This is a genomic window from Bradyrhizobium manausense (assembly GCF_001440035.1).
Taxonomy (GTDB): Bacteria; Pseudomonadota; Alphaproteobacteria; order Rhizobiales; family Xanthobacteraceae; genus Bradyrhizobium; species Bradyrhizobium manausense.
In genome coordinates this window covers 30191-54422 of sequence record NZ_LJYG01000097.1, presented here as the reverse complement: position 1 = coordinate 54422, position 24232 = coordinate 30191, and the positions used below count along the sequence as shown (strand labels likewise).

Annotated in this window: 25 protein-coding genes; 13 read left to right on the top strand and 12 right to left on the bottom strand. The window is 60.9% G+C overall.

All coding sequences use genetic code 11. From position 1 onward, the window contains the following. The first annotated feature begins 30 nt into the window (after positions 1-30). Positions 31-438 carry a copper uptake system-associated protein gene (locus tag AOQ71_RS23240; RefSeq protein WP_157083631.1) on the top strand — a complete coding sequence of 136 codons (408 nt, stop codon included), beginning with the start codon at positions 31-33 and terminating at the stop codon, positions 436-438. Positions 439-451: 13 nt separating this feature from the next. Beyond that, entirely contained in the window at positions 452-970 is a 519-nt protein-coding gene (locus AOQ71_RS23235; protein ID WP_057751532.1) for a YcnI family copper-binding membrane protein, read from the top strand. A gap of 938 nt (positions 971-1908) precedes the next feature. Here AOQ71_RS23235 and AOQ71_RS45310 read toward each other — a convergent pair. Further along, the gene (locus AOQ71_RS45310) at positions 1909-2631 is read right to left on the bottom strand and encodes a hypothetical protein (protein WP_157083630.1); all 723 of its coding nucleotides are present in this window, start codon (positions 2629-2631) and stop codon (positions 1909-1911) included. Positions 2632-4185: 1554 nt separating this feature from the next. Here AOQ71_RS45310 and AOQ71_RS45305 point away from each other — a divergent pair. Next, positions 4186-4416 (top strand): DUF6894 family protein, encoded by a 231-nt coding sequence (locus tag AOQ71_RS45305; protein WP_157083629.1) that lies wholly within the window; start codon positions 4186-4188, stop codon positions 4414-4416. A gap of 893 nt (positions 4417-5309) precedes the next feature. Here AOQ71_RS45305 and AOQ71_RS23210 read toward each other — a convergent pair. The 3 genes from AOQ71_RS23210 to AOQ71_RS23200 all read right to left on the bottom strand — a co-directional run bounded on the left by AOQ71_RS23210 (position 5310) and on the right by AOQ71_RS23200 (position 7920). Next, positions 5310-6002: a YoaK family protein gene (locus AOQ71_RS23210; protein ID WP_057751521.1), complete on the bottom strand. Its 693-nt coding sequence runs from the start codon at positions 6000-6002 to the stop codon at positions 5310-5312. Positions 6003-6219: 217 nt separating this feature from the next. After that, positions 6220-7242: an MBL fold metallo-hydrolase gene (locus tag AOQ71_RS23205; RefSeq protein WP_245317083.1), complete on the bottom strand. Its 1023-nt coding sequence runs from the start codon at positions 7240-7242 to the stop codon at positions 6220-6222. Positions 7243-7353: 111 nt separating this feature from the next. Beyond that, positions 7354-7920 (bottom strand): helix-turn-helix transcriptional regulator, encoded by a 567-nt coding sequence (locus AOQ71_RS23200; RefSeq protein ID WP_057751519.1) that lies wholly within the window; start codon positions 7918-7920, stop codon positions 7354-7356. Positions 7921-8585: 665 nt separating this feature from the next. On the opposite strand from AOQ71_RS23200, the gene AOQ71_RS23195 reads away from it, so the two are divergent. Further along, entirely contained in the window at positions 8586-8861 is a 276-nt protein-coding gene (locus AOQ71_RS23195) for a DUF3303 domain-containing protein (RefSeq protein WP_057751516.1), read from the top strand. Between the two features lie 183 nt (positions 8862-9044). Here AOQ71_RS23195 and AOQ71_RS23190 read toward each other — a convergent pair whose 3' ends face one another. From AOQ71_RS23190 to AOQ71_RS46015, 5 genes are all read right to left on the bottom strand, one after another. Continuing rightward, positions 9045-9704 (bottom strand): metallophosphoesterase family protein, encoded by a 660-nt coding sequence (locus AOQ71_RS23190; protein ID WP_283809611.1) that lies wholly within the window; start codon positions 9702-9704, stop codon positions 9045-9047. Between the two features lie 73 nt (positions 9705-9777). Next, entirely contained in the window at positions 9778-10719 is a 942-nt protein-coding gene (locus tag AOQ71_RS23185) for a hypothetical protein (RefSeq protein ID WP_057751512.1), read from the bottom strand. 38 nt (positions 10720-10757) lie between these two features. Next, positions 10758-12023 (bottom strand): MBL fold metallo-hydrolase, encoded by a 1266-nt coding sequence (locus AOQ71_RS23180; protein ID WP_057751510.1) that lies wholly within the window; start codon positions 12021-12023, stop codon positions 10758-10760. A gap of 387 nt (positions 12024-12410) precedes the next feature. Continuing rightward, on the bottom strand, positions 12411-13208 hold the full coding sequence (locus AOQ71_RS23175; RefSeq protein ID WP_057751507.1) for a hypothetical protein: 798 nt from the start codon (positions 13206-13208) through the stop codon (positions 12411-12413). Between the two features lie 458 nt (positions 13209-13666). After that, complete coding sequence (locus tag AOQ71_RS46015; protein ID WP_057751505.1) at positions 13667-13924, bottom strand: hypothetical protein; 258 nt, start codon at positions 13922-13924, stop codon at positions 13667-13669. Between the two features lie 204 nt (positions 13925-14128). Between AOQ71_RS46015 and AOQ71_RS23165 the strand changes: the two genes are divergently transcribed. After that, complete coding sequence (locus AOQ71_RS23165; protein ID WP_057751504.1) at positions 14129-14503, top strand: hypothetical protein; 375 nt, start codon at positions 14129-14131, stop codon at positions 14501-14503. Between the two features lie 10 nt (positions 14504-14513). Here AOQ71_RS23165 and AOQ71_RS23160 read toward each other — a convergent pair whose 3' ends face one another. Both AOQ71_RS23160 and AOQ71_RS23155 read right to left on the bottom strand, forming a co-directional pair. Then, the gene (locus AOQ71_RS23160; RefSeq protein ID WP_057751501.1) at positions 14514-15764 is read right to left on the bottom strand and encodes a polysaccharide deacetylase family protein; all 1251 of its coding nucleotides are present in this window, start codon (positions 15762-15764) and stop codon (positions 14514-14516) included. 182 nt (positions 15765-15946) lie between these two features. Further along, positions 15947-16753, bottom strand: a complete 807-nt coding sequence (locus tag AOQ71_RS23155; RefSeq protein WP_083514429.1) for a polysaccharide deacetylase family protein — start codon at positions 16751-16753, stop codon at positions 15947-15949. Positions 16754-16832: 79 nt separating this feature from the next. Here AOQ71_RS23155 and mgtE point away from each other — a divergent pair, with 79 nt between their 5' ends. From mgtE to AOQ71_RS23135, 4 genes are all read left to right on the top strand, one after another. Further along, positions 16833-18254, top strand: coding sequence for a magnesium transporter (gene mgtE / locus AOQ71_RS23150; RefSeq protein ID WP_057751499.1), 1422 nt, complete (start codon positions 16833-16835; stop codon positions 18252-18254). A 202-nt stretch (positions 18255-18456) separates the two neighbouring features. After that, complete coding sequence (locus tag AOQ71_RS23145) at positions 18457-18783, top strand: helix-turn-helix domain-containing protein (RefSeq protein WP_057751496.1); 327 nt, start codon at positions 18457-18459, stop codon at positions 18781-18783. Positions 18784-18884: 101 nt separating this feature from the next. Next, complete coding sequence (locus AOQ71_RS23140) at positions 18885-19703, top strand: aldo/keto reductase (protein ID WP_057751494.1); 819 nt, start codon at positions 18885-18887, stop codon at positions 19701-19703. 49 nt (positions 19704-19752) lie between these two features. Continuing rightward, entirely contained in the window at positions 19753-20601 is an 849-nt protein-coding gene (locus tag AOQ71_RS23135) for a hypothetical protein (RefSeq protein ID WP_057751802.1), read from the top strand. A gap of 307 nt (positions 20602-20908) precedes the next feature. On the opposite strand, the gene AOQ71_RS23130 is transcribed toward AOQ71_RS23135, so the two are convergent. Beyond that, positions 20909-21622, bottom strand: a complete 714-nt coding sequence (locus tag AOQ71_RS23130) for a DUF599 domain-containing protein (RefSeq protein WP_057751800.1) — start codon at positions 21620-21622, stop codon at positions 20909-20911. Positions 21623-21743: 121 nt separating this feature from the next. On the opposite strand from AOQ71_RS23130, the gene AOQ71_RS23125 reads away from it, so the two are divergent. The 4 genes from AOQ71_RS23125 to AOQ71_RS23110 form a co-directional block, all read left to right on the top strand. After that, complete coding sequence (locus AOQ71_RS23125; protein WP_057751492.1) at positions 21744-22406, top strand: glutathione S-transferase family protein; 663 nt, start codon at positions 21744-21746, stop codon at positions 22404-22406. 135 nt (positions 22407-22541) lie between these two features. Next, positions 22542-22910 carry a YidB family protein gene (locus tag AOQ71_RS23120; protein ID WP_057751490.1) on the top strand — a complete coding sequence of 123 codons (369 nt, stop codon included), beginning with the start codon at positions 22542-22544 and terminating at the stop codon, positions 22908-22910. 206 nt (positions 22911-23116) lie between these two features. Next, positions 23117-23308 (top strand): hypothetical protein, encoded by a 192-nt coding sequence (locus AOQ71_RS23115; RefSeq protein WP_026312695.1) that lies wholly within the window; start codon positions 23117-23119, stop codon positions 23306-23308. 156 nt (positions 23309-23464) lie between these two features. After that, on the top strand, positions 23465-24232 hold a 768-nt coding region (locus AOQ71_RS23110), incomplete at its 3' end, for a hypothetical protein (RefSeq protein ID WP_245317082.1).

Here is a 24232-nt window from a genome sequence, read left to right as displayed (position 1 = left end):
ACCGTGGTGCGAGGAGTTGCGCTTTGCGTCATGACCCTGGTTTATTTCACAGGGACAGCTGTTGCTGAATCGGACGTGGATTCGATCCAGCATCTGTTGCATTCAGCATTCGACAAGCCTGATGCAGAACTCATCGTTGAGCCGATCGTCGTGGCATCGGACCACGCGATCGCCGGCTGGACGCAAGGCGACATGGGAGGTCGTGCACTGTTGCGCCGCAAAGGCGGCGAATGGGCCATCATTCTGTGCAGCGGCGACGCCTTAAAGTCGGTTGATGCGCTCGTCAAAGCGGCGGTGCCCGAGGGCGCCGCAGCCACGCTGGAACAAAAACTCGTCAAGGCCGAAGCCAGCCTTGATCCAAGGCGGGTCGCGCACTCGCGATTCGAGGGTTTCGTGATGATGGACGAAACCGGTCATCACCCTCCGCAACAGAAGTGAAGGCTGCACGGAAATGCGCAAAAACATCCTAACGGCGATCGTGAGCACCCTGTGCCTCGCCACGACGGCACAAGCCCATGTGACGCTCGCGCAGCCAGAGGCTTCAAGCGGAAGCTCCTATCGTGCCACATTCCGCGTTCCGCACGGCTGCGGCGATTCCGCGACTTCAAAAGTTCGTGTCCGCATTCCGGAGGGCGTGGTCGGCGTTAAGCCGATGCCAAAAGCGGGCTGGCAGATCGATCTGGTCAAGGGCAGCTACGACAAGTCCTACACCATGTATCACAGCAATGTCACCGAGGGCGTGAAGGAGGTGTCGTGGACCGGCAACCTCCCGAACGATTATTACGAGGAGTTCGTGATGTCCGTCTATCTGACCGATGATCTTGCACCTGGACGCATGCTGTATTTCCCGGTGGTTCAGGAGTGCGCGGGTGGCGGCATTCACCGCTGGATCGAAATCCCCGCCGACGCAAAGTCCCCCGTCGACTACAAGGAGCCGGCCCCCGGCGTGAAGCTGCTACCGAAGCAGTAGATGCCGAGGTCGGCTTTTGGCCCATCAGCGAATTTGGGTCGCGTCTGATGGAGGTCCGCTGATTGCGGCAGAGCGGACCGGATTTGCTCAACCTGAGTTCTTCGCGTTTTGACCCCCAGCAGACATTCGTCGGTATGGCACTGAACGTCTATGGCAACAGCCCGGAGAGCCGCACCAAAGTTTTCGGTAACCACGCGCACAATTGTAGATTGCGCAAGCACTCACATCAGGCGAACTATCGGAAATGGCATTCCGCTTGCTTAGCCTATTATTGATCGGTGTCATTCTGTCGGCCGAAGGCTATCTCCTTTTCCAAAGATGCCTTTACGGCCCCCTCAACATCATCGATTGGTCGGGTCGCGTCATGACGCTTGACGAGAAGGGGCAGCTATTTGGGGAATTGCGCGAGATATTAAACAAAAGGGGCCTGATTGAAGCTCCGTCGAGCTATGAGCTAGGAAAAATGGTTCGTTCGAATTTGGACCCCCTCGCTGTCTGCGGCATGAGCCGATTTAAAAGCAAATCAGGGGCTTGGGGGAACTGGACGCTCTTTTCGATCGAATTTCCCGGAGATCGTTTGGTTACGAAAGAGACCATCAGCCGGCCGCTGTTGCGGGGAATTTCTAGAACTGCCGACGACCTAAACCTAGTATATCGAACCCGAGACGGCGATCAAGCGATTAGTCCACGTGACACTTTCATATGTGAACCGTTGCCGACCAGATGCCCACCGGGACAGTGCCCAGCGTATGATTGGACAACAGCCGTGAGGGTGATCGACGACTGAGGACCGTTAGAGGCCGCTTCTGGCCCATCGCGCCCGTTGACGCTGTTCAAGTATATGTCGGTTCGCGGGGGCAGACCGGAAGTCTGCTGCCGGGCTGGCGAACTGTCCTTTTGACCCTAAGCGGGCCTCGCAAGAATATTGGGCTACTCTCCTATCGACCCCTGGGCAACCTGCCGTGCGCCTCCGCACTTCCAGAATAGTCGAGACGTTCGCCGCACGCGCCTAAATAATATGTGTGATGATCAAACGGCTTTGGTCCATCTTGCTTGGCTCGGTAGATCACCTCAATCGCCAACACGTATGGCCCAAATACCCTGTCGGGAGCGATATCCCGCAGGATAGGGTCGTCACTTTGCTCGCTTTCGTCCTTAATGGCCACGCAGCAATCGGGGTTCCTGGCAATCAGGTCGGTAGCACTCGCATATTCGATCCGTTGTTCGATGGCTTCATACGCCCTGTTCGTCCTAACCGCTTCATCTGCTGCTACCCGGATAAGCTCTTCATCGGTGAGGTAACGGGCGTCTCTGTAGCAAAAGCCAGTTGCGTGGAGATATTCAAGTGCAACGAGGCACGGCGTCAGTGTTACCACGGCGACTATCATGCCGTATTTCAGGGGCGTAGAAATTCTAAAGGAACGAGGGTCAGATTGCATTGTCGGGCATTCGAGTTCGTTCTCACCATTGAGGCAACCGCAATCTTCGTCAAAAATCGTCCCTAGACCAGTAACAGGAGTGCGGGTTTGTCCGGGTTGGTGCGCGACTGCCGCTTCCGGATTTGGCCCATCTGCGAAGTTACGCCGCGTCTGACGGTGGTCCGCTCTTTGCGCCCGAGCGGACCAGATTTGCTCGACCTCAGTTCTTCGCATTTTACCCACAGCGGACTTCCTCTTTTCATGGAAAATTGAGCATTCGCCGGGTTCTCAGTTGACGGATTGCTATTATGCAACCCACAAGAGGTTCGTGTTGTCGGCTCTTTGTCCCCGGTCAGAACCGAGATTAAGCGTGAACCCTCTCTGCAAAGCCGCGGTCTTCGCTCTACTTGCTGCTACGAGCTTATCTGTAGTGGCTTGTTCTCCGCAGGAGGACGTCCACCTAACCTGCGCGACGACTATTTTTGTCGCGGACAAGCTTATGGAAACTGGCAAAGTCCCAACTGACGCCGCGCTACGACAGAAAGCGAACGACGCTGAGATCAGCCATCAGAACGAGTCGGCGACTTTCAGAAGGTTGGACACACGTGAGCCTGAAGGTGAACCTGAACGTCTCACGGAGCTTGTTTCAATTTTTGGGAAGGAACGTGATCGAATTCTCAAGGAACTGTCACCAAAGGAAATCGTCGCTCGGGCGAAGACCTGTATCGAACAGGTACCTCCGAAAGGACGCGGGTTTCCACGTCCTGACGGCAGCTTTTGACCGAGGGGCCGCGACCGCGCGGCACAGTGGTTCGTTTTGTCTGGGATAGTGTCTGATGTACTTCCTTACTGCCTGCCTGATCGTGGTGGTCGTGAGTGCCGCGGCATCGCTTCGTCGATCCAGGACTCTATCACAGCCTCGGTGGGCCACCCCGGCCCAGCGGCTCGCAGCACGGCGGCAGGCGCTTTGGCCGACAATCTTCGCGGGGTTTTGTCTGCTGGGGCTGCTCGGATTTTATCATCTTCAACACGAGCCAGAGCTTGGGCCCACCGCGACGTATCTGATAATGCTTGTTGCCTCTTGCTTCGGCGGTTCCTTTCTTGGCGTCATTGGCGGGATGGATTGAGGGGATCGAGGCAAGGCAAAAACGCGCCCGACAAGCAGTCATGTCTCTGGCATTGTCCTGTTGATGTCCGGATTTGGCCCGCTGCTGACCTTCACACGAACCGCCGAAGCGTCCGCTATGCGACGTAGATCGGACCTGTGTTTAGCTGGCGTAACGCGCCAAGTAGCAATACGTTAGTGTCTACCACCGCTCGGATCGTGGCTTTTATCGGTGGCAAAGAGACCAATAGCGCTCCCGTCATCCTCGAACATTGGGAGCAGCGCCATGACGCAGCGACGACGTCGTTTTAAGCAAACAACTGCCCTCAAAGAACGCCTTATCGAGGAAGCCGCAAGTTTGCGCGAGCAAGCCAAGCTGCTTGAGCCAGGCGCGCTCCGCGAGTTGGTTCTTCGTAAGGCGCGGCAGACCGACACGGCTGCTCACATGGACGAGTGGCTGCGATCCCCCGGACAGAGATCCCGGAGCTAATGACAGCCCTCTCATGGCAGGTGGGGCAACGCGCCACGGGGCAAGGCGATGAGCCATCGGGAAAACTTGGCAAGCTCGTCGTCGATAAGGCGACCGAGCGAAACACAAGAAGCTCGCCGAAGCTAAGTTCACTTTTGAACAAACTGAGCAACCTTTCGTTGGTTGGTACGTTTTTGTGAACTCAGGAATGGAGTAGGTGCCAATGCCTCGCTACTTCTTTCATCATCATGTGCGCGGCCAAAAAATTGAAGACCCGCTTGGCGAACTATTACCCACCGATGAGGCGGCATGTCACCGAGCCGCGCAGCGGATGCCGGCCGACCTGACAAGAAGTGCGGTGCCTTCCAACAACACCTATGTCGCCACTGAGGTAACTAATGGCAACCGGACCCTGTTTGTGGTGAGGGGCACAGTCGTTGTCGAACGGCGGTAAGACGCTTCGGCGACGGCGAACGCGCTTGGCGTCGCCTTGCTGTCCTTGCTGCGGTACGAGAGTCCGGAAGCGGCCCTTCGCTTCCGTTAGGGCGTTGCGGCGAGATGTACGGGTGTCGGGGGTAGAGCGGAAGCTCCCCACCGCTGGTCAAAACGGCGCTGTTGACCCCATAACGAGCTTGCTGGCTGTTCTCGATTTGTGGTCTACAGGTACCGTGGTTCGTTCTGGTTGGCAGATCGGAGGACCCGTCATGAGAACCGTGTTCCTTGACGCGACGGCCATGGTCGCCTTCTTATCTCAGGCTATTGCGCAAGATCAGATAGACGCCGCCAAAGATCATCCCACCCCCAAGGCGAAGCCCATCAATCCCGACTCCACGATGCCCAATGGCAGGCTGCACTACGATGTGCCTTGCCGGGTATCGTCAGTGGGCACATGCATGCGGTACCGCCGCCCTATAGGCCGATGAAGAAGTAAGGCCGCTCCAGTTGGCAGCCTCCGTTGATCTAGCGCAACGATCCGGCTCGCTCTTCGGCGACCGTAGGGCCATGACTGAGCCTAAGAACCGACCAAGGCGAAAGAGTCAAAGCCCTCCCGGCTGGAGGAAGCGCGGCGCATCATCAAAGAATACGCCGACGATCTGCGGGAGATCATAGAGAAGCTGCGTCGCAAGATGCATTAAGGCAGCCTCAATTGGCATCCTAAAAGGACCGCTTCTGGCCCCGTGGCTGACCTCAGCCCAGAGCGTTGGCGCGTCCGCTTCCGAAGGGTAACCTGACCAAGTTCATGCTGGCCAGCGAGGGCAGCCTTTGACCCTCAACAGACATCGATAGTCGGTGGCGGCAAAAGACCGCGCGGGCTGAACTCTCTGTGCGACTTAAAGGGCGCCGTCCTCAAACAGGCTTCGATGCGTCAGCGTTTACGTCGGGTTCGCGCAGGCGCGTGATCACTATGGCGGCAGTGATTGCAACGGGTACTGCGAGGCTCCAGAACTGTACAAGGTAGTAGAAGAGCGCCGCTGCTGCGCATCCGCCGGCAAACCAGATGATGCTACGCGCAGTGCGGAGAAAGCGGCCGCGAACTTCGGGCGGCGCAGCTCGGCGTAGTAGGTCAACCCCGTCGAGAACGGCTTGAGTAGTGTTATTCGTCATTATCGCCGTCGGTGGTTCGCCCGGAAAGTGCACACGTTGCATTGCGTTTTGGAGCGCCATGGCCGTGACCCCGGCGAAGCCGGCAGCGAGAGCTGGCACGACGTCGCTGTTCGGAAATGGTCCGTATGCGGCTCCGAGAGCAAGGAAGGCTGCTAGAAAGGCCGCCTCTGCGCCGAGAAGGATTGTCAACGTCGGCAATCTGCGCGCAGTCAGTGCCGCGCCCACTAGGCGCGCCACTGCGACCGCACCAATGAACTCAGGCAGCGCCAGGATTTTTCCGATAGTGCCGTGCGGGCCGTAGACGAAGCCGGCGGCTAGGGTGACGAAATTGCCTGTGACGTGCGCCGTGAACAATCCTTGCAGGCCCAGGAAACCCACTGTGTCCACGAACCCTGCACTTAGGCTTAATAGTCGAGTCATAACGGAGCTGTTCATCGGCCCATCGTGTCTTTAAGCATTTTACCTACGGCATCCGGCTACGATTGCCTATCCCGCGAACAGCCACCCGTAAAGGCGCTACCGCCGAAACAGGCTGAGCATAACTTCCGCTCTTGGTCCATCGCGTCCCTTGGCACGAAGCAGCGGCACGTCCGCAGTTTGGGATAGACCGGAAGTCGTTGGCAGAGCGCCAAACCGACGCAATTGACCCGAGCTAATCCGGATACCTTCGCAGCTCCGGGTTCCATTTCCTTGCGATCACACGGTCGCCGATCGTAAAGCGCAGGAGGTCTTCTCCCACCTCCAAAGGGCCGTCGTAGGTGCTCTGTGTCCGCGACACGAGCTCCGTCACCTTTGTTTGGAGAAGTATGACGTGTGAGTAGACCGCGAGCTTGGGCTTCACGCGCGAAAAGACCGTGCCGGCTTCCTCAGGCGACGTATGGTGATCTGCAGCCGGTTTCATTTGCGGCAACTTTGCTAATTGTGCCGACATCGCAAAAACTTCGTGGATCAGGAGATCACTTCCAGTCGCATGCTGGATCAGGTTCTCGTCAAACTTGGTGTCACCTGAAATCGTTACAGATCGCGTACCGTAGTCGATCCGATAACCCACCGATGGCTTGATCAGGTCACCGTGATTGACGGCAAACGCGGTGACCTTGACGCCAGCCTCGTCCAATACCACGCCGTCTTCTTGAAAGTCGTGGACTTCAATCTGTGTGGCGGCTTCCGCGATGTGTTCGTCGGCCTGACGGATGCGGATGTCGTCGGAAAATGCCTCCACAAGGCCTTTGGCAATCTTCGCCGCACCACTCGGCTCGGTCGTCCCATCCGATGGACCCCACAGTCTCATAGGTTTGGCGCGCGATCCAAATGGACCGAACTCGTACCCCGTCATCCATAGATCAGGCAGGCCGGCAACGTGGTCCGAATGATAGTGGGTCAGAAAGACGGCATCGATGCCTTTGCCGGATGAGATACCTAATTGATAGAGGCGCACCGTGACCCCCCGGCCGGCATCGAATAGGAGATTGAGCCCGCCGGCTTGAACGAGCGTTGCCGGTCCGAAACGCGCGAGGATGGGTTCGGGACCACCACCCGTACCGAGCAGCGTCACGACAATTTCGTTAGAGACCGCCGGTTTTTCCTCAGCCGCCGCGCTGCCATGGACCGAATAGATCAGTGCCAAAGTTGCGGCGATACCGGCTAAACTGAATTGCCTTGTCATTGTCGTCATGGCGCGCACTCCTGCGTTCGTGATTGCCGGTATGACCAAAATAGAGGCCTGCATTCGGCAGTTTCGTTTTCCGAGAGCAAACGTCGCTACGGGCTGGTGCGCTTGTATATTTCAGCCCTCCGGGGAAAGAATGTTCTCCCAATCGCCGATAAACTGGCTTGGTCCAATGCCGACCAGGGCGTGGCATTCGCGGATGAAATGGGCCTGATCAAAATAACCGGCTTCGTGGGCAATCCGGGTCCACGACTTCATCGGTTCGTCACGGTGAGCCGTCAAGGCTGCATCGAACCTGACGGTTCGCGCATAGAGTTTGGGGGAAAGGCCCACTTGTCTGGTAAAGCGGCGTTGAAAATGACGCGCGCTCAGGCCCGATCGTTTCGCAAGATCCTCGATGCGAACGCGACCGCGGGACGCCAGCAGCAGACGGGATGCATAATCGATCCCATCCTCGGTTAGACCCTTATCCTGCATCATCGCGAACCAGCGTTCTGCAGCGGCTACGCGCGAGGCAAAGTCCGCAGCCGAACGCACGGCATCGCTGAGCAGTACCCCGCGCTTGCCGAGAACATCGCGGGCCGGGATGCCTTCATTCACGAGAGACGTCATATCGACGCCGACGAGGCGGTGGAGCGCAGCCGGCTGCAACAAAATGTTGAAGATGTGGACTTCGCCTGACATGTGGAGCTGTATTCGGCGCGACCCTTGCGGACCGACCACGACCGTTTCGGGGGCAGTCTGCAGGGGACCTCCGTCAATTCGAAGACGGAATGGATCGCCCAAATAAATGTGGATGATTTGATGGGGTCGAGCCGTCAGTGGCCATGTCAGCTCTTCGGAGCCCAACGTTGCGCGGCGTTCCTCGAACGAGCGAACGATGCTGCGAAGCGCGGGATGCGGGGCCCTTCGTCTGACATCCATCGACCACCTCCGTTTTGGCGCCACCGCAAGGCCTGCGTCTGGCGATCTGCACGTTAGCACAAACTGTCCTTCGGCAATGATGGCAGGTGCCGCGCCGGTAAGGCGTCGGCTATCCGATCATTTGAAGCGCGATGTTTCCCGCTTCTGGCCCGTGGCTGACCTCACCCCAGAGCGCCGGACCGTCAGCAATCCGGCGTAGACCGGACCAGCCCCGAAACAGGTTTGACCCAACTGAGACATCGCGCCTCGGCCGCGTGGTTAGACTGACCTAACTTAAACCGGGGCAAAACCGCCGCATCGACTCGGTAATCGCGGTCGGGGGTTTTGAGGCTCTGAGTTACTGTCCCCTTCTCGGCGGCACTGGAAAGTGCTTCACTTGGTCGTTTCCGCAAAACAGTTCCGCCAATTTTAAATGGGAGATTTGAATGAAGTACATCTCGCACTGGAAGTTGCCGCCGAGTACGATCAACGCTGCAATCAAGCAATTCCTAGAGACGGGCGGAGTACCTCCCGAGGGCGTAAAAATGCTCGGCCGTTGGCACGGTATGAGCGGAGAAGGATTTGCAGTCTTCGAGAGCAATGACGCCACGGCAATTTACAAGTGGTATGCGCAATGGGCAGTTGTAATGGAGCTTACCATCACGCCTTGCGTTGAAGACGCAGAGGCAGGCCCTATCTTGGCTGCGATGGGCAAGCGCTAGGCATTAGCTAATCTGACAGGTTTAAATTGAAGAGCCGCCTTCGGGCGGCTTTTTATCTGCGGTGTCGCTGTTTGGGCTCTGAGCCGAACACGCCCGAAGTCATCGTGATGTCGGCAATCGGCAATGGACCGGACGCCGGGCCGTGCTTGCCTCAACCGTCGCTTAAGCGCTTGCGTCGTTGGTCTACACGCGAACGATTTCGCCGGCATCTGTGATAAACATCATCGGCCGGCGCCTGCTGCCGGACCATGCCGCCGCCGTCAGCGGACCGCCGAAACAAGCCCCCGTATCCAGATTCAATCGGTTTGCCCGGAGGTCGGGTTGCCGTGACGTTGTAGGCGTGTGCCCGTGCACAACCAGCAATCCATAATCGTCCTTTGAGGACAGGAACGGCTCCCGTATCCAGAGAAGATCCTCTTCCGACTGGAGAGCAAGCGGAACGTCAAGTCGGATACCCGCATGCACGAAAAGGCGCTGCCGGTCTTCGTGCACCAGCGGCAGCTGCTTCATCCATGAAATATGTTCAGCAGGTAGCTCGCTGGGATCGTCAGCGCCATAGCTGTCGAGGGTCTGCTCCCCACCATTTCGCCACCAAGTCATTAGATCGCGATCCGAGCGAAGTTTGTCGGCGGCGCGAACTAGCATCGTCTCATGATTGCCGCGCAGGCAGATGACATGGGAGCCCTGATCCGATTGTTGCCGGATCAGGAAGTCCACTACTTGCCTGCTGTCCGGCCCCCTGTCGACGTAATCACCGATGAAGATGAACCGGGCGCTCTCTCCACCCCGAACAATTTCGCATAGGGCGAGGAGCGTTTGCAGCTTGTCGAAGCACCCGTGAATATCGCCGATGGCGAAAGTAAGCGAAGGGGTCAGAGTTCACTCCAGGCAGCTACAGCGTGTTACCAAGCGTCTGTTACAACGGTTGCGGAGGCGGACTAATTTTCGCCAATTGCCGCACCAGCTCCTTGAATTTGGTTAGGCCGAGCATGCATACATCATGCATTCCGTAGCCAGCAAAGGAAGCATTGAAGAAGCGAAGGTCGAAATCTGCAGGCTCTTTGATCCCGTCAAGAATGTTCAACAGTTTCGTGCTGCTTGGATTGTGGTTGGCAAGTAGAAAGACCACCTCAGGTCGACCTGAAACGCGGGCGCGATTGTATTTAGAGTGCTTGTTGAAGTCGACAAGTCCCAGCTTCAGTAACTGCTCAAACTGCTCTTCGATTGTCTTGTTGAGGCTTTCTCGCTTGATAGGATCGGCCAGGATCATTTCGAGATCTGCGATGTGTTTTGCGATGCCAGCATCGCCGTCATAAGCACCGATACCATATTTCATTTCGATGAGAACGGGCGTGCAGCGGGTCTCATCCTTTCGATGGTTTCTTGGCCACTTGAATCCGACCATGTCGAGTTTGGCCCCCTGGTCGGGGTCAGCAAATTCTACGTCTGTGATAAAGTATTCGGTCGCGTTCGATATAGCTGACCTATTGTTCTCCCATGCGACAAGCTGTTGAAATTCGCGTTCGGATTTTCGCTTTGTTGCAAAGTATGAATTCATTATTTCCTTGAGCTCTGGCATGGCGGCAACCCAGGCCGAGCAATCCTCGGGCTCCTGAACGCCGCTGGAGGGCAGCTTGACCGGCTTTCCCCGAGCATAATCGGTATCGAAGATCGCAGCATATCCCCCATTTTTCTCTTCAAGGTGCAGGATGCTTCCGCCCCGATAGTAGATGTTGATGTAGTGGCCGCGAAGCGCGAGCATCAAAGTATCGTCTCGGCGAACCTTCTCAGTAAGTTCGTGCAGCCGACCTCCTTCCTGCAGGTCCTTCATGAATTTCTCGGATATTGCCTTGCCCATCTCTATTTCCTGTTGTTTTGCAGCTTCAGAAATGACGATTAGACATCCCACCACTCGCCATCGTCGCGACGCGTGACGTTATCGAAATAGTCGGAGAACCGATCACCCTGGAACGTGTGAATTGGAACGAGCCGGTTCGGATTGAGAGCGGTAGCCAGCCGCTTGAGATCGGCGATGCTGGCATGGCCCGACGTATGAATGACGTCCAGCTTGATCCCTCGGCCCAGCAACTCGGCCTTTAGTTTCGCGCCGGGGCCATCGTTGAGGTATCCGTCCCATTGGGACCAGATCGCCCTCGCGTCCTTCCAGAGATTGCTCAATTCTAGGTCGCGCATCATTGCGGGCCGAAACAGCATCACCACGCTGTCGACGATCTCGGCTATATGCTCGCGGAAGATGCGTGCGGATTTGTAGGGTTGGAGCAGGTCGAAACGCTGATTTCTGGCGATGTGCCGGCGCTGATACTCCGGAACGTAGACCGAGAGGTTAGGCCAGCCAACGTTCGGCAGGTTTGGATTGCCGGTCGCCCTGAGAATCTCCATTGCATAGACATCGAGCAGAAGCGTACGGTTTGTCTTCTTGCAGGCGCGATAGATACCGACCATCCGATCGATGTTCTGCGCCGACGCGGAGATCATGACGAATCCTGGCCGACTGAAATTCTCGATGAGCCTGGCCTCGATCGCCTGTTCGCTCTCGAAATGGTCGTGTTCGCTCAGTCGACCGAGACTCGAACCCTCCATCAGCATCGTGTCGATGTGTTGTGGTGGCTTCCTCACCAATTGCTCAAAGAGGGCCGCCTTGCGACCGTGGGCGCGAATGTCGCCGCTGTAGAACAGCCGGCTTCCAGCTGCCTCGATCTCGAGGGCGTAGGCGTCATAGGCCGAATGGTCGACAAGGTAGGGAGTAAGACGGAACGGTCCGATCTGGAGGGGAGTTCTGTCACTCAGATATTTCGACACGTTGGGCGCAAAGAAATTAGGCGCAAATGGTGCCGAGGCGCCCATGATGCGAGCCGTTGCAGCGCCCATGACTAAGGGGATCGCGGGCTTGCACAACGGCAGCAATCCCCAATGGTCTCCGTGCCCATGTGAAATGATGATCGCGCTCAGACTTGGGTCTTCGCCTTGAAGCCCTGCGACATCCGGCAACAAATCGTCCGAAGCTCCGTCTGCGTCGAGCGGCAAGCCCAAATCGAGTAAGATCCTTTGGCCATCCGCCTCCAGTTCGATGCAAGTCCCACCGATTTGCCGAGTGCCGCGGTGTACGCGAGCGCGAAATGCGCCTGTGAGTCGAGTATTCATAAGAACTTTTGGATTTTAAGCTGGCGGGCCACCGGGGATTGGATCAGGTGATCTGAGAGACTGTCGGCGCTAATCGGCTAGCGATATTTTCGTGAGAATCTGGGTGGAAAATGCCTAAGCTTTGGTTCACCATCCAAAGAAGACTCCGATTCAGCGGTCAGATATATAGATTCAATCGAGGGCCTCAGAAATTGCGGCTGGAAGCGAACAAATAATTTGGTGTTGCATTTGCGCTACGATTCAGGAGCATCGTAAGGCGCGATCTGCTATCCCGGCTGATGGCAAAGGAGCAAGCTTCCCCGCCAGGACGGGTTCATCGACGGCCATTCGGACCGGGGCCGAATGGGGGGCTGAGCGCGGCTTGCCTTCCTTCGCATCTGCGCGGGCTTAGGCATTACCCTTGCGAGTAGCGTCCCGGCAGATCATAAGCAACAGCACTCCGCCCAGCTGAGGCAGGAACGCCAGCAGGAGAAGGCGGACCATTGCGAAGTCGTCGCCGCTTGGCCTGACCATGCCACCACTCAACCATGACACCATCCGGGTGGCGGCTTCCGTCTGGGGGTCCGCCGTCTGCTCGACCGACCGCATGGCCTCGTCCAGCTGCCGGCGGCGCTCGGTGACCGCGTCCTCCCGCTGGCGGCAGAACTTCCCGACACCACCCGCGCACTCACGATCCCGTGACGTCACGGCGTCGCGCAGCTCGTTACGGGCCGCCTCGATCGCTGGCGTCACGCGTGACGCCCGCTGCAGCGTCACGTCACTGATGTTGACCGAGGCGAAGCCGATGCCGGCCGTGACGGCGAAGGCAAAGGGCATCAACCATAGAACCCAAGCAACAGCCGCCGTCGTCCGGTTGCCGGCCTGCCACTGTTGGGCGGCGCAGGATGGGACGGCGAGGGCGACAAGGTCTGCCGCCACTCCGATCGCGAGGAACAGCCAGCCGGCTATCTCGCTGGACCCCAGGGACCGGGCGAACCAGCCGTTCATGGTGACCCCCCACAGCGGCGAGCCCAAAGGCGGCCATCTGTAAGATGATTCGATGGTGTGATACGCGAAGCCGATTCGGGACCTGACTCCCACGAGATCAACAGCCTTCGGATCGACTGCTGCCCGGACTGCATGCGGCCGGGACTTGAGGACGGGCCGCGCGCCCTGGACGTCAACCAGAACCTTATCTGCGGGCATTGCGGGGCTCGATTTAACGTCTACCTGCCGCGCTACATTCGAGGGGGGCAGCGACTTGACCGGGACGGTAACCACTGAGGGGTAACCCCGGCTTTTTGCTTCTTCCGGTCCCGGTACGTCTTGGCTCGCTCGGCGCCCGTCTTGGGCTTGGGGGGTTGATGCAGTTGATGAATCGACGCTGACTGGTCTCAGCCATTAGAACCGCTTCTATCGGTTCTTGTGGTGAAAGGGCCGGCAGTGGTTGCACCCACCGCCGGCCCGCTTACTTCGCGAGTAACAATTCGGGCAAGAGTAACAATCCCGTTCTGAAAAGTGCGGATACGCCTGAAAGGCACCTTATCGAGCGACGAGTTGGAAAAACCCCCAAAATACCGCTGAAATCAGCGGTTTCCGGGTGGCCCTCCGAGCGCACCACTTTCAAATCTCATTCCTGGAAGCCAGCGGCCCGCTCGGGCCTCTCAGCCATATTCCTCGCCGATCCCGTATTCCCGGTAGATCTCGAGCGGGTCGAGATCGGGGAACAGGCGGCATTTGGCCTGGGCCAAGTGCAGGCTCACGGCGTTCGGCTCCTTGCCGTGCGACAGAATCTTGCGGATGTCGTCCATGTGCGCGCTCGGCTGGTGCTTGGCCTCGAGCTGCTCCAGCGCGACCAGGGCGGTGGCGAGCGCCTCGGTCAGAACCCACTCGTCGTGGCCCGTGATTCCCTTCTTCGGCATCGGCAGACCTCACGCGTCAGCGGCGGCAGCAGTCTACCGTAGCTTTCCTTGAATCTCCATCGAGCAGCACTGGGCGGTGGCGGCGCGCTCTCGCTTGCATTATGGCGGCGCGTGGCTAAAAGGCGGCGGCGCGCGGGCGATGGGCTTCTTGATACAATATTGGCGTAGACGGGCCTTGCGCGACCTCTCTCGGCTGGAGCCAGCATGGTCTTTCTAAGCTTCGTATACCGGTTCCTGACCAACTTTGCGTTCATGGCGCTGGTCTATTTCAGCCTGAACTTCATGGAGAAGTACCAGAACCGGGCGGTCCTCGCGATCCTGGTGCTGGTCTATGCCGGCATGCGCGCAGCCTCGACGCTGCGGGCGTTCTATTTCTTCCAGAAGATCGAGAAGCTGGAGGCCGAGACCAAGCGCCTTCAGGCGCCGATCAATGACGGCTCGGGCGGGAGCAGCGCACGCAAGCAGATCGTGACCGACGTTGCCCGGTTGCGCCGTGACGGCGAGCTCAAGTCCTATATGGACCTGTTCTTCCTGGCGCTGATCGTGCTGCTCTGCGTCGCCAATATCATGCGGCAGTAACGCGCTTAGCTCAGGCCCGCTTCTTCAGGCTGGTGGCGAGCCGGGTCGGGCGGGACGCCGTGCCCTTGGCCTGAGTCGCGTGCTTCGGCGCGGAGGACGCAGCCGTCCGGCGGGCTTGAATTCTGCCTGCCTTGCCCTTGCCGGCATGCGGCGTCTCTGCTGCCATCGCGAGCCGCGTCGCGGCGCGTCGCGACAGGGTCGTCGACAGCAGCACCTCGACCGAGCCCTCGGGGATTGCGAAGAGATCGCGGCCGGGCGCGGGCAGGGTGGAGGCTATATCGGCCTGCGCCATGGTCTTGCGCGGCAGCACCCGCGGCTGGTGCGCGGTCTCGGCGTTGAGATCGGCAAGACCCGGCGCCGGCAGCGTCGCGGTTTGCGCGAACACGAAATTCGGCACTTGAGGCCAGCGCGCAATCGGCGTCGTCTCCGTCGGCGGATGCAGCAGCCATTCCACCGGCGTGGTCGGCGTCGCCGGCTGGTCGGCGGTCGCGGGCACCACATGCACGATGCGATAGCCACGCGCCTTGAGGTCGCGGATGATCTTGGGCAGCGCTGCCACGGTGCGCGGCTGGATGTCGTGCAGCAGCAGGATGCCCTTGCCCTTGGCCTCCAGCCGCTGGATCGCGAGCTGGTAGACGCGATCGGGCGAGACGTGGCGCCAGTCGTCCGCCGGGAAGTCGGCGCTCCACACCTGGATGCCGCGCGAGATCAGATAGTTTTCGACGCCGTCAGCACGCATCAGGCCGGGAATGCGGAAGAACGGCGCCAACTTGGACGGGTCCGTCATTGCCGCCGACGTCCACTCGATGCCGCCGTTGATCTCGGCCTCGGCCTTGTCAATTGGCATCCTGTCCATCGTCAGCGGATGGGTCATGCTGTGCGTGCCGACGGTGTGGCCCGCCGCGACCAGCTTGCGCACGCCTTCCGGATTGGCCTTGGCCTGCTGCCCGATGATGAAGAACGTCGCCTTGATGCACTCGCCCGCGAGGATCTGGAGCACCTGGTTGGAATATTTCGGCAGCGGACCGTCGTCGAAGGTCAGCACCACCTCGTGATCCCTGAGCGGCAGCGTCTCGCGGTACTGCATGGTGCCGATGCGCGGATGCTCGTGCGGGTCGACGACGAGCGTGCGTGATGTGCCGAGCGCGTCGGGGTGTCCCGGGCAGTCGGCTGCGAAGGCAGCCGGCGACGCGATGGTCAGCGAGCCCAGCAGCAGGACGGTCCACGATCGCGCCCGAAAAACAACGCTACTTCCGATCATGAAACCCCGTCTGCCCTCATCTACATTGGCTGCGATATCGGTAGGTCGGAGACATCAGGAAACGGTTCAGGTGCCAAGACCTTCCCGCCCGAGGCGCCCCTCAATCATTGCATGGCGTAGTATGAACAGAATGTTAATAGGGCTCAAATCACCCCAATTTGGTCAGCCGTGACATTCCGGCATCAATGCGCGTCGGCGTTCTTCTGGGAGGTGCCCGCCGGCACGATATGGACCACGCGATAGCCATTCTCCCGCAACCACCGCAGGAAGTCCGGCATCATGGCGGCCGTCCGCGCCTGGGCATCGTGGAACAGGATGATACCCTTGCGGGCGCCGGTGACGCGGTCGGTGATCAACTTGAGTTCCTGCGCCGGCGTCATGTCGTTCCAGTCGCTGGCCCAGAAATCGGCGCCGAACACGACGATGCCGCGGTGCTCGAGCATGTCGAGCTGGGCCGGCGTGGACTCGAAATAGGGGAAGCGGAAGAACGGCGTCGACGGTGTCGTGGTCGAGACCCCGTGCAATGCCTTCTCGTCGGAGGCGATGCCGTGGTCGATCTCGTAGTTCGCCGTATCAGCCGGGATACGCGCCATGTACGGATGCGACCAGGTGTGATGACCGATGGTATGACCCTCGCGGGCGATGCGCTTGACGAGATCAGGGAATTCGGTGGCGCTGCGGCCGACCAGGAAGAAGGTCGCGCGCACGCATTCCTGCGCCAGCGCCGCCAGCACCTTGTTCGTCGAGGGGGGACGCGGACCGTCGTCAAAGGTCAGCACCACCTCGTGATCTTCAAGCGGCAGCGTCTGCGGAAAGCTCTTCAAGCCAACGCGTGGCGTGGTCTTGGCATCGACGCTCAGGATCCGGGAGGTGCCGAGTGCATCGCTCCGGGGGCAATCCGCCGCCCGGGCCGCGCCGATCACGGTGAGGCCGGCGAGAGCCACGCCCGTCGTGATCGAGGTCCATTTCGGCCGATGCATCTTTACCATTGCGCTCGCGATTGTCTTGTGGGTATTGCCCTCACCGTCAGCCCAAACCATCAAACCTGTGAAACGGCGAGGCGTTCCCATGGATGAACAGATCGATGGCGCTGCTTCCGCCGAGGCATTGGTACTCGACCACGTCCCCATGCGCAATGAAGACGGCGAAATCAGGCATGAATTCGTCGAGGAAATTGCCCATGCGATCGAGGCCGCCGACAGCGCTGCGCTGCGCGCCTGCGTCGCCGAGCTGCACGAGGCCGACCTCGGTGATCTCATCGCGGCGCTTGCGCCCGACGACCGCGTCCGCCTGGTCGAGCTTACCGGCGCCGATTTCGACTTTTCCGCGCTGAACGAGGTCGACGAGAGCGTTCGCGAGGAAATCCTCGACGAGCTGCCGCCGGAAACGGTAGCCGAAGGTGTCCGCGAACTTGAATCCGACGATGCGGTCGAGTTGCTGGAGACCCTCGACGAGGCGGAGCAGGAAGAGATCCTCGAGAAGCTGCCGCTCAAGGAGCGCGTCGCGCTCGAGCGCAGCCTGCTGTATCCGGAAAACTCCGCCGGCCGGCGCATGCAGACCGAGTTCATCGCCGTGCCGCAGGATTTCACGGTCGGGCAGGCGATCGACTACATGCGCGACACGCCCGATCTGCCTGACCGGTTCTACGAGATTTACGTCGTCGACAAGGACCAGCACTGGCAGGGCGCGGTTCCGCTCGACGTGCTGCTCCGCGCCCGCCGCCCGGTGCCGCTGACCGAGCTGACCGACGAGGATCGCCGCCGCGTCTCCGTCCTGGAGGACCAGGAAGAGGTGGCGCGCATGTTCGGCAAGTACAACCTCGTCGCGGCACCCGTGCTCGACACCCAGGACCGCCTCGTCGGTGTCATCACCGTCGACGACGTCGTCGACGTCATCGAGGAGGAGGCTGACGAGGACCTCAAGGCGCTCGGCGGCGTCACCAGCGATGAAGAGCTGTCGGACACCTTTCTCACCATCGCGCGCGGCCGCTTCAACTGGCTGCTGATCAACCTCGCCACCGCCTTCCTGGCCTCGTCCGTGCTCGGCCTGTTCGAGGGCCAGCTCGAGAAGATGGTGGCGCTCGCCGTGCTGGCGCCGATTGTCGCGAGCCAGGGCGGCAATGCCGCGACCCAGACCATGACGGTCGCCGTGCGCGCGCTCGCCACCCGCGAGCTCGGTTCCTCCAATGCCTGGCGCGTGGTGATCCGCGAGACGCTGGTCGGTCTCGTCAACGGCATCGGCTTTGCGGTGATCACGGGCATCGCAGCGGTGGCATGGTTCAAGATCCCGGGCCTCGGTGTCGTCATCGGGCTTGCGATCATCGTGAACCTCGTCGCCGGCGCGCTCGGTGGCATTCTGATCCCGATGGCGCTCGAACGCGTCAGGGCCGATCCGGCCGTGGCCTCGGGTACGTTCGTGACGACGGTGACTGACGTGGTCGGCTTTTTCTCCTTCCTCGGCATCGCGACACTGTGGTTCGGGCTGAAGTAGCGGCTGATTTGGAATGCCGCTCTCTCCACCGTCATTGCGAGCGAAGCGAAGCAATCCAGAATTTCTCCGCAGCGGCAGTCCGGATTGCTTCGTCGCAAGGGCTCGTCGCAATGACGGGGGAGAGGGCGGGGCACCCTCACTCGGCCTGCGCCTTTAATCCGACCTTAAGCGTGCTGTCGCATCATCGCCCGCGCTTGGGGGAATGAGCATGCGGTTGCGGCTGAAGGCGGACGGACGGGTCGTTGAGTTGCGGGATGGGCAAGAGCTTCCCGTTCAGCCGTTTTCCGTCCAGCCGGTCCAGCCAGCGGTTGAAACTCCGCCGGCGGAAGCCGGCTCGCTCGGGGTGCGCGATTTGCGCCGGCGCGCCTGTCTGACCCAGATCGAGTTCGCCGCCAAGCTCGGCGTGCCCGTCGAGACCATCCGCAATTGGGAGCAGGGCAAGCGCGCCCCGCGTGGACCCGCCCGCGCGCTGCTGGCCGTGATCGCACATTCGCCTGATACGGTGTTCCAGGCGCTGGCCAAAGCCTGACGCATTCACGGCCAGCCTCGTCCGTTGCACTCCGGCGGACCAGGTCCATAATGACGGCGTTGACGACTCCCCGGGGGCTGCCGCAACAGAGAGGATTCCTCATGCTGTTCGTCGAGGCCAATGGCGCCAAAATCCCGGCGATCGGGCTCGGGACCTGGGAGCTGAGCGGCCGGACCTGCGCCCGCGTGGTCGAGCAGGCGCTGCGGCTGGGCTACCGCCATATCGACACCGCCCAGGTCTATGACAATGAGCGCGAGGTCGGCGACGGATTGCGCGCCTCTGGCGTCCGCCGCGACGACGTCTTTGTCACCACCAAGGTCTGGACCAACCATTTCGCGCCCCACGATCTCGAGCGGTCGATCAAGGAGAGCCTGGTGCGCCTGAGGCTTCCCGCTGTCGACCTCGTGCTGTTGCACTGGCCCAATCCGCACGTGCCGCTGGAGGAGACGTTGGGCGCGCTGGCGCATGCCAAGCGCATGGGCCTCACGCGCCACATCGGCGTCTCCAATTTCACGGTCGCGCTGATCGAGCAGGCGGTCGCCCTGTCAGGCGAGCCGCTGGTCTGCAACCAGGTCGAATATCATCCCTATCTCGATCAGGCGAAGGTGAGGGCGGCCTGCGACCGGCACGGGATGGCACTCGTTGCCTACAGCCCGATCGCCAAGGGCCGCATCAAGTCCGACCAGACACTCTTGGACATCGGCCACGCCCATCGCAAGACGCCGGCGCAGATTTGCCTGCGCTGGCTGGTGCAACAGAATGTGTCTGCCATTCCAAGAACCTCGCGCGTCGAACGTCTTTCGGAGAACATCGAGATCTTCGATTTCGAGCTCTCGGATGGCGAGATGGCTGATATCGCCGCACTTGCCAGTCCCAAGGGACGCCTGACCGATTTCGGCTTCGCGCCGAAATGGGATTGAGGGGGAACTTGGGTATGCTAGGAGCAGGATGGCAACCCAAGATCGGGCGATGGAACTGCGCAAGATCATCCGGACGGACATTGCGGCGTCGGCGATCGCGCATCTGACGCTGGTCGCGCTGATCATCCTGATCAGCGAGGTCCATCCATTTCATTCCGCGCCGCCCGAGACCGTTGCGGTCGACATCGTCACGCCGGAGCAGGTGAAGCAGCAAGAGGCCAAAGCAGAAGAAAAGGCAGAGGAGAAGGCCAAGAAGGAGGCGAAGGAGGAGGCGAAGGAGAAGCCATCCGAGCCGCCCTCTGACCTGAAGCTGCCGAAGCTCGACTTCACCGACAAGGATAGGCCGGACACCTCGGCCCAGCCTGCTGCCAAGGACAAGCTGGCGCCTCAGCAGAAGCAGGCTGCGCACGAGGCGCCACAGCAGCAGCCTGCGGTGCCGCAGCCGCAGGCGGCCGCTCCGGCCTATCAGCCGCCGGAGCCTGATGTGACGATCAAATACGGCGTGATGCTGGGCCTGCCGCCCGAACTGCCGCCCGCGTCGAAAGATGCCCCCAAGGATGATGGCGGCGATGCCAAGGACTCGATCGCGGCGAAGCTGCCGCCGGAAGTCATTGCCGAGCTACGGCGTCACCTGAGAAGTTGTTCGAAACTCCCGGCGGACGTCGCGCCGACCGATGCCGTGCGCATCAGGCTGCGGATGGTGATGGCCACCGACGGTACGCTGGCGCGGCCACCCATCCTGATCGAGGCGCCGCCGTCCGCGAAGGGCGTGGCCATCGTGAAATCAGCGATCAGTGCGGCGCAAGCCTGCCAGCCTTACAAGATGTTGCCGCCGGACAAGTACGAGGAATGGAAGGTGATGGACCTTTCATTCACGCCGCGGGATTTCGGGTCATAGTTTTCGGGTGGAATGACGCGAGCGCGCGACGTGTCTGCGTCTACACACTCGCTGTCATCGCCCGGCCAGTGCGCAATTGCACACCTGGACCGGGCGATCCAGTACTCCGAGACGGCGCGGATAGAACCGAGAAGCTGCGGCGTACTGGATTCCCCGCCTGCGCGGGGAATGACAGTGTCACTTGGAGAATCATGTCGTCGCCTCATACTCCGTCATTGCGAGCGCAGCGAAGCAATCCAGAACCCCTCCGCGGAAAGACTCTGGATTGCTTCGCTGCGCTCGCAATGACGATGTGGAAAGAGCTCGCTCACCGGCCGCGCTTGCGCTCATCGCCCGCGGCCACCTCCGGCGCCATGGCGGCCCAGGCGCTGGAGGCGAACTGCCGCCGCCAGGTCACGACCACCACCGCGGCGGTGGTCACGAACAGCACCCAGGGGCTGACGAACCAGCCGAGATAGCCGAGCGCGAAGAAGAAGGCGCGCTGGCCGCGGTTGAAGTGGCGGCCGGCGGATTCGAACAGGCGCGTGGTGCGCATGACATGGGCTTCGGCCTCCGGCGTGTCGCGCTGCGAGGCCGGCGGCATGCCGCCATAGAGGATGGCGACATAGTTGAACAGGCGATAGGCCCAGGCGAACTTGAAGAAGGCATAGACGCAGATCAGCACGAGGCCGACGCATTTCAGCTCCCACATTGCGGGCGAGGTGCTGAGATCGATCGGCAGCTTGGCCAGAATCGTGATGGCGTCGTTCGTGGCGTGCAGCAGCGCGAGCGCGCCGCCGAGCGCGAACAGGCTGGTGGAGGCGAAGAAGGCGGTGCCGTTCTGAAGCGAGGCCATGATCTGCATGTCGACCATGCGCGCCTCGCGGTCGAGCAGGCGGCGCACCCAGACTTCGCGGTATCTGTTCATCCGGGCCGACAGGCTGTCGCGGCCATAGGCGGAGTGCTCGAGCGTGGCGGCATAGACCAGCCACTCGATGATGAAGAAGCCGACGGCAGTGATGTCGACCCAGTGCCTGCTCATATCTGTCTCCTCGCGGGCCAACACGATTGCCATGCATGCTCCTGTGCGGCAACGATTGATTGGCGGCAGGCGATGGCGCTAAAAGCAGCCGCACAGACGGATTTGCGGAAGGACACGAGACATGGCGGCGCTCAAGCTCGCGATCGGCAACAAGAACTACTCGTCATGGTCGATGCGGCCCTGGCTTGCGCTGCGCGCCAACGACATCCCGTTCGTGGAGACCGTGATCCCGCTCTACACCGACAATCCCGCGGACAAGGAGCAGATCCTGTCCTTCAGCCGCGCCGGCAAGGTGCCGGTGCTGGTCGACGGCGACATCACGGTGTGGGATTCGCTTGCCATCATCGAGTACATCGCCGAGCGTTATCCGGAGAAGAAGCTGTGGCCCGACGATGTCGCGGCCCGCGCCTTTGCCCGTTCGGTCTGCGCCGAGATGCATTCCGGCTTCATGGCCTTGCGCAGCGAATGCGGCATGAACCTGCACCGTCCGGTGCGGCCTGTGACGCTGTCGGCGGACGCCAAGGCCAATGTCGCGCGCGTTGAGGAGATCTGGCACACGTGCCGGACCCGCTATGGCGCCGGCGGGCCGTTCCTGTTCGGCCGCTTCGGCGCGGCGGATGCGATGTATGCGCCGGTCGTGCATCGCTTCCGCACCTACGCCATCGAGGTCACGCCGGAGACCAAGGCCTACATGGATACGATGATGGCGATGCCGGCGTTCCAGGAATGGACCCGCGATGGCCTCGCCGAAACGCTTGTCATCGAAAAGTTCGAGGACGCGTAGTCGAAAGCATGAGCCGGAGACGTGGATATCGGTTCTCCGATAAGCTGATGCTCGCTTGAAATGTGAATGGGCGCCGCTTGACGACGTGCCGAACGGCGGCGCTCAATCATAGGGAATAACGAAGAGGGGACGGCCATGGGACTTCTGGACTCGCTGGAGAACAATCCCGCACTGCGCAGCGCGCTTGGGCAGCTCGGCGCCGCCGTCCTGCCGGCCGTGCTGAGCGAGGTGATGGGCAGCAACAACCAGGGCGGCTTAGGCTCGATCGTCGCAAAGCTGCAGCAGGCGGGCTTTGGCGAGCAGGTGAAGTCCTGGCTCGGCAATGGCCCGAACCTGCCGATCTCGGCCGACCAGCTCCGCGCCGTGCTTGGCAACGACACCGTCCGCCAGCTCGCGGCGCGCTACCACATCCCGGTTGACCAGCTCGGCGAGATCCTGGCCCAGGAGCTGCCCAAGGCGGTGGACCAGGCAAGCCCGAACGGCCATCTGCCTCACGGCGCTTGAGGGCGGGGCGTTCCGGCGGTATCGCAGGGAGCCTGGTTCCCTTACTATCGTACTGAAAACGTTGCCGGATTGTCCCGTTTGCGATGGTTGTATACTGCTGGCCAAAACGCCGCATCGCATGCTATAGGTCACACCGGGTTTTCAGCCGGTCCGTCGCAGTGGGACCCTGGGCACGGCCGGCGCTGTTTGAGTGATGGAGATGGGCGTTGAAGCATAAATTCCCCGTGGGAACGCGCGTATTGTTCACTGCCAGCAACGTCGCGCGCCCGGCTGCGAGTGGCTCATACGAGGTCATTCGCCTGCTGCCGACGGAAGGCGACGACTGCCAGTACCGGATCAAGAGTTCCACCGAGGCCTTCGAACGGGTCGCCAAGGAAAGCCAGCTCGCGCTGTCGTAATGCGCTGACGCTAGCTGCGCATTGACATCGCGGACGAATTTGCGCCGCTCGCCGTCAAAAGGCCCGCTTCACCTCCGCAAGGTGGCCGGGGGCAGTTGCCGACCCGCGGTGCTCGCTTGACCATCAGCTCTTTGCTCGCGTGAGGGGACATCGCGCATGAACTGGGCCTGGGCCTCGTCGCTCGACCAAACCTGGCGCTCGCCATCTTTCCCGATGTGGTTGACGCTGGCGGCTGCCGGCTTCTTCGGATTGATCATGCTGATCACGCTGTTGCGCGCCGAGAAATCGGTCGCCAACGGCGCGCTGACCGTCATCACGCTGCTCTCGATCGGCATCGCGGTGGCCGCCACCATGAATATCTACGGACCGGTGGGGCAGGCGGCTCCGGCCGAAGCCCGCACGCAAGCCACTGTCACCGCGACCCTCCCGGCGCTGGCGTGCCTCGACGATCTCGCCGGCGATGCCGTGGCCGCCGGCTGCGAGAGGGCATTGTTCGGCGCGCCTGACACGGCGGCAGCCGCAGTGGCTTATACGGCGGCCCGGATCGATCGGCTGACCGCGCTTGGCGATGCCGCGACCGCCGACAAGAGCCTGACGCTCGACACCAAGGTGCTGCGCAACGCGCTGGAGCGCGATCGATTCGGCTTCGTGGCGCAGGTGCTGGTCCGCCGCGACGGCTGCACCCAGTTCGATTGCGCCGCGTTCCGCTCGCTGACGGATCAGCAGCAGGTCGCGGCCAATATGGATTCCCATCTCTATGATCAGCTGGTCGCGCGCTATGCGCCGACCTGGAATTCGCCTGCAGCGGCGCCAGGAGCGCTGCCGCCCAATGCGATCGCGGCATTGCCGCCATCGATGCCGTCGGGCAAGCCGACCAATGCCGAGTTCCCGAGCGCCTCGTCGACCCCGCCGGTGAGCATCATG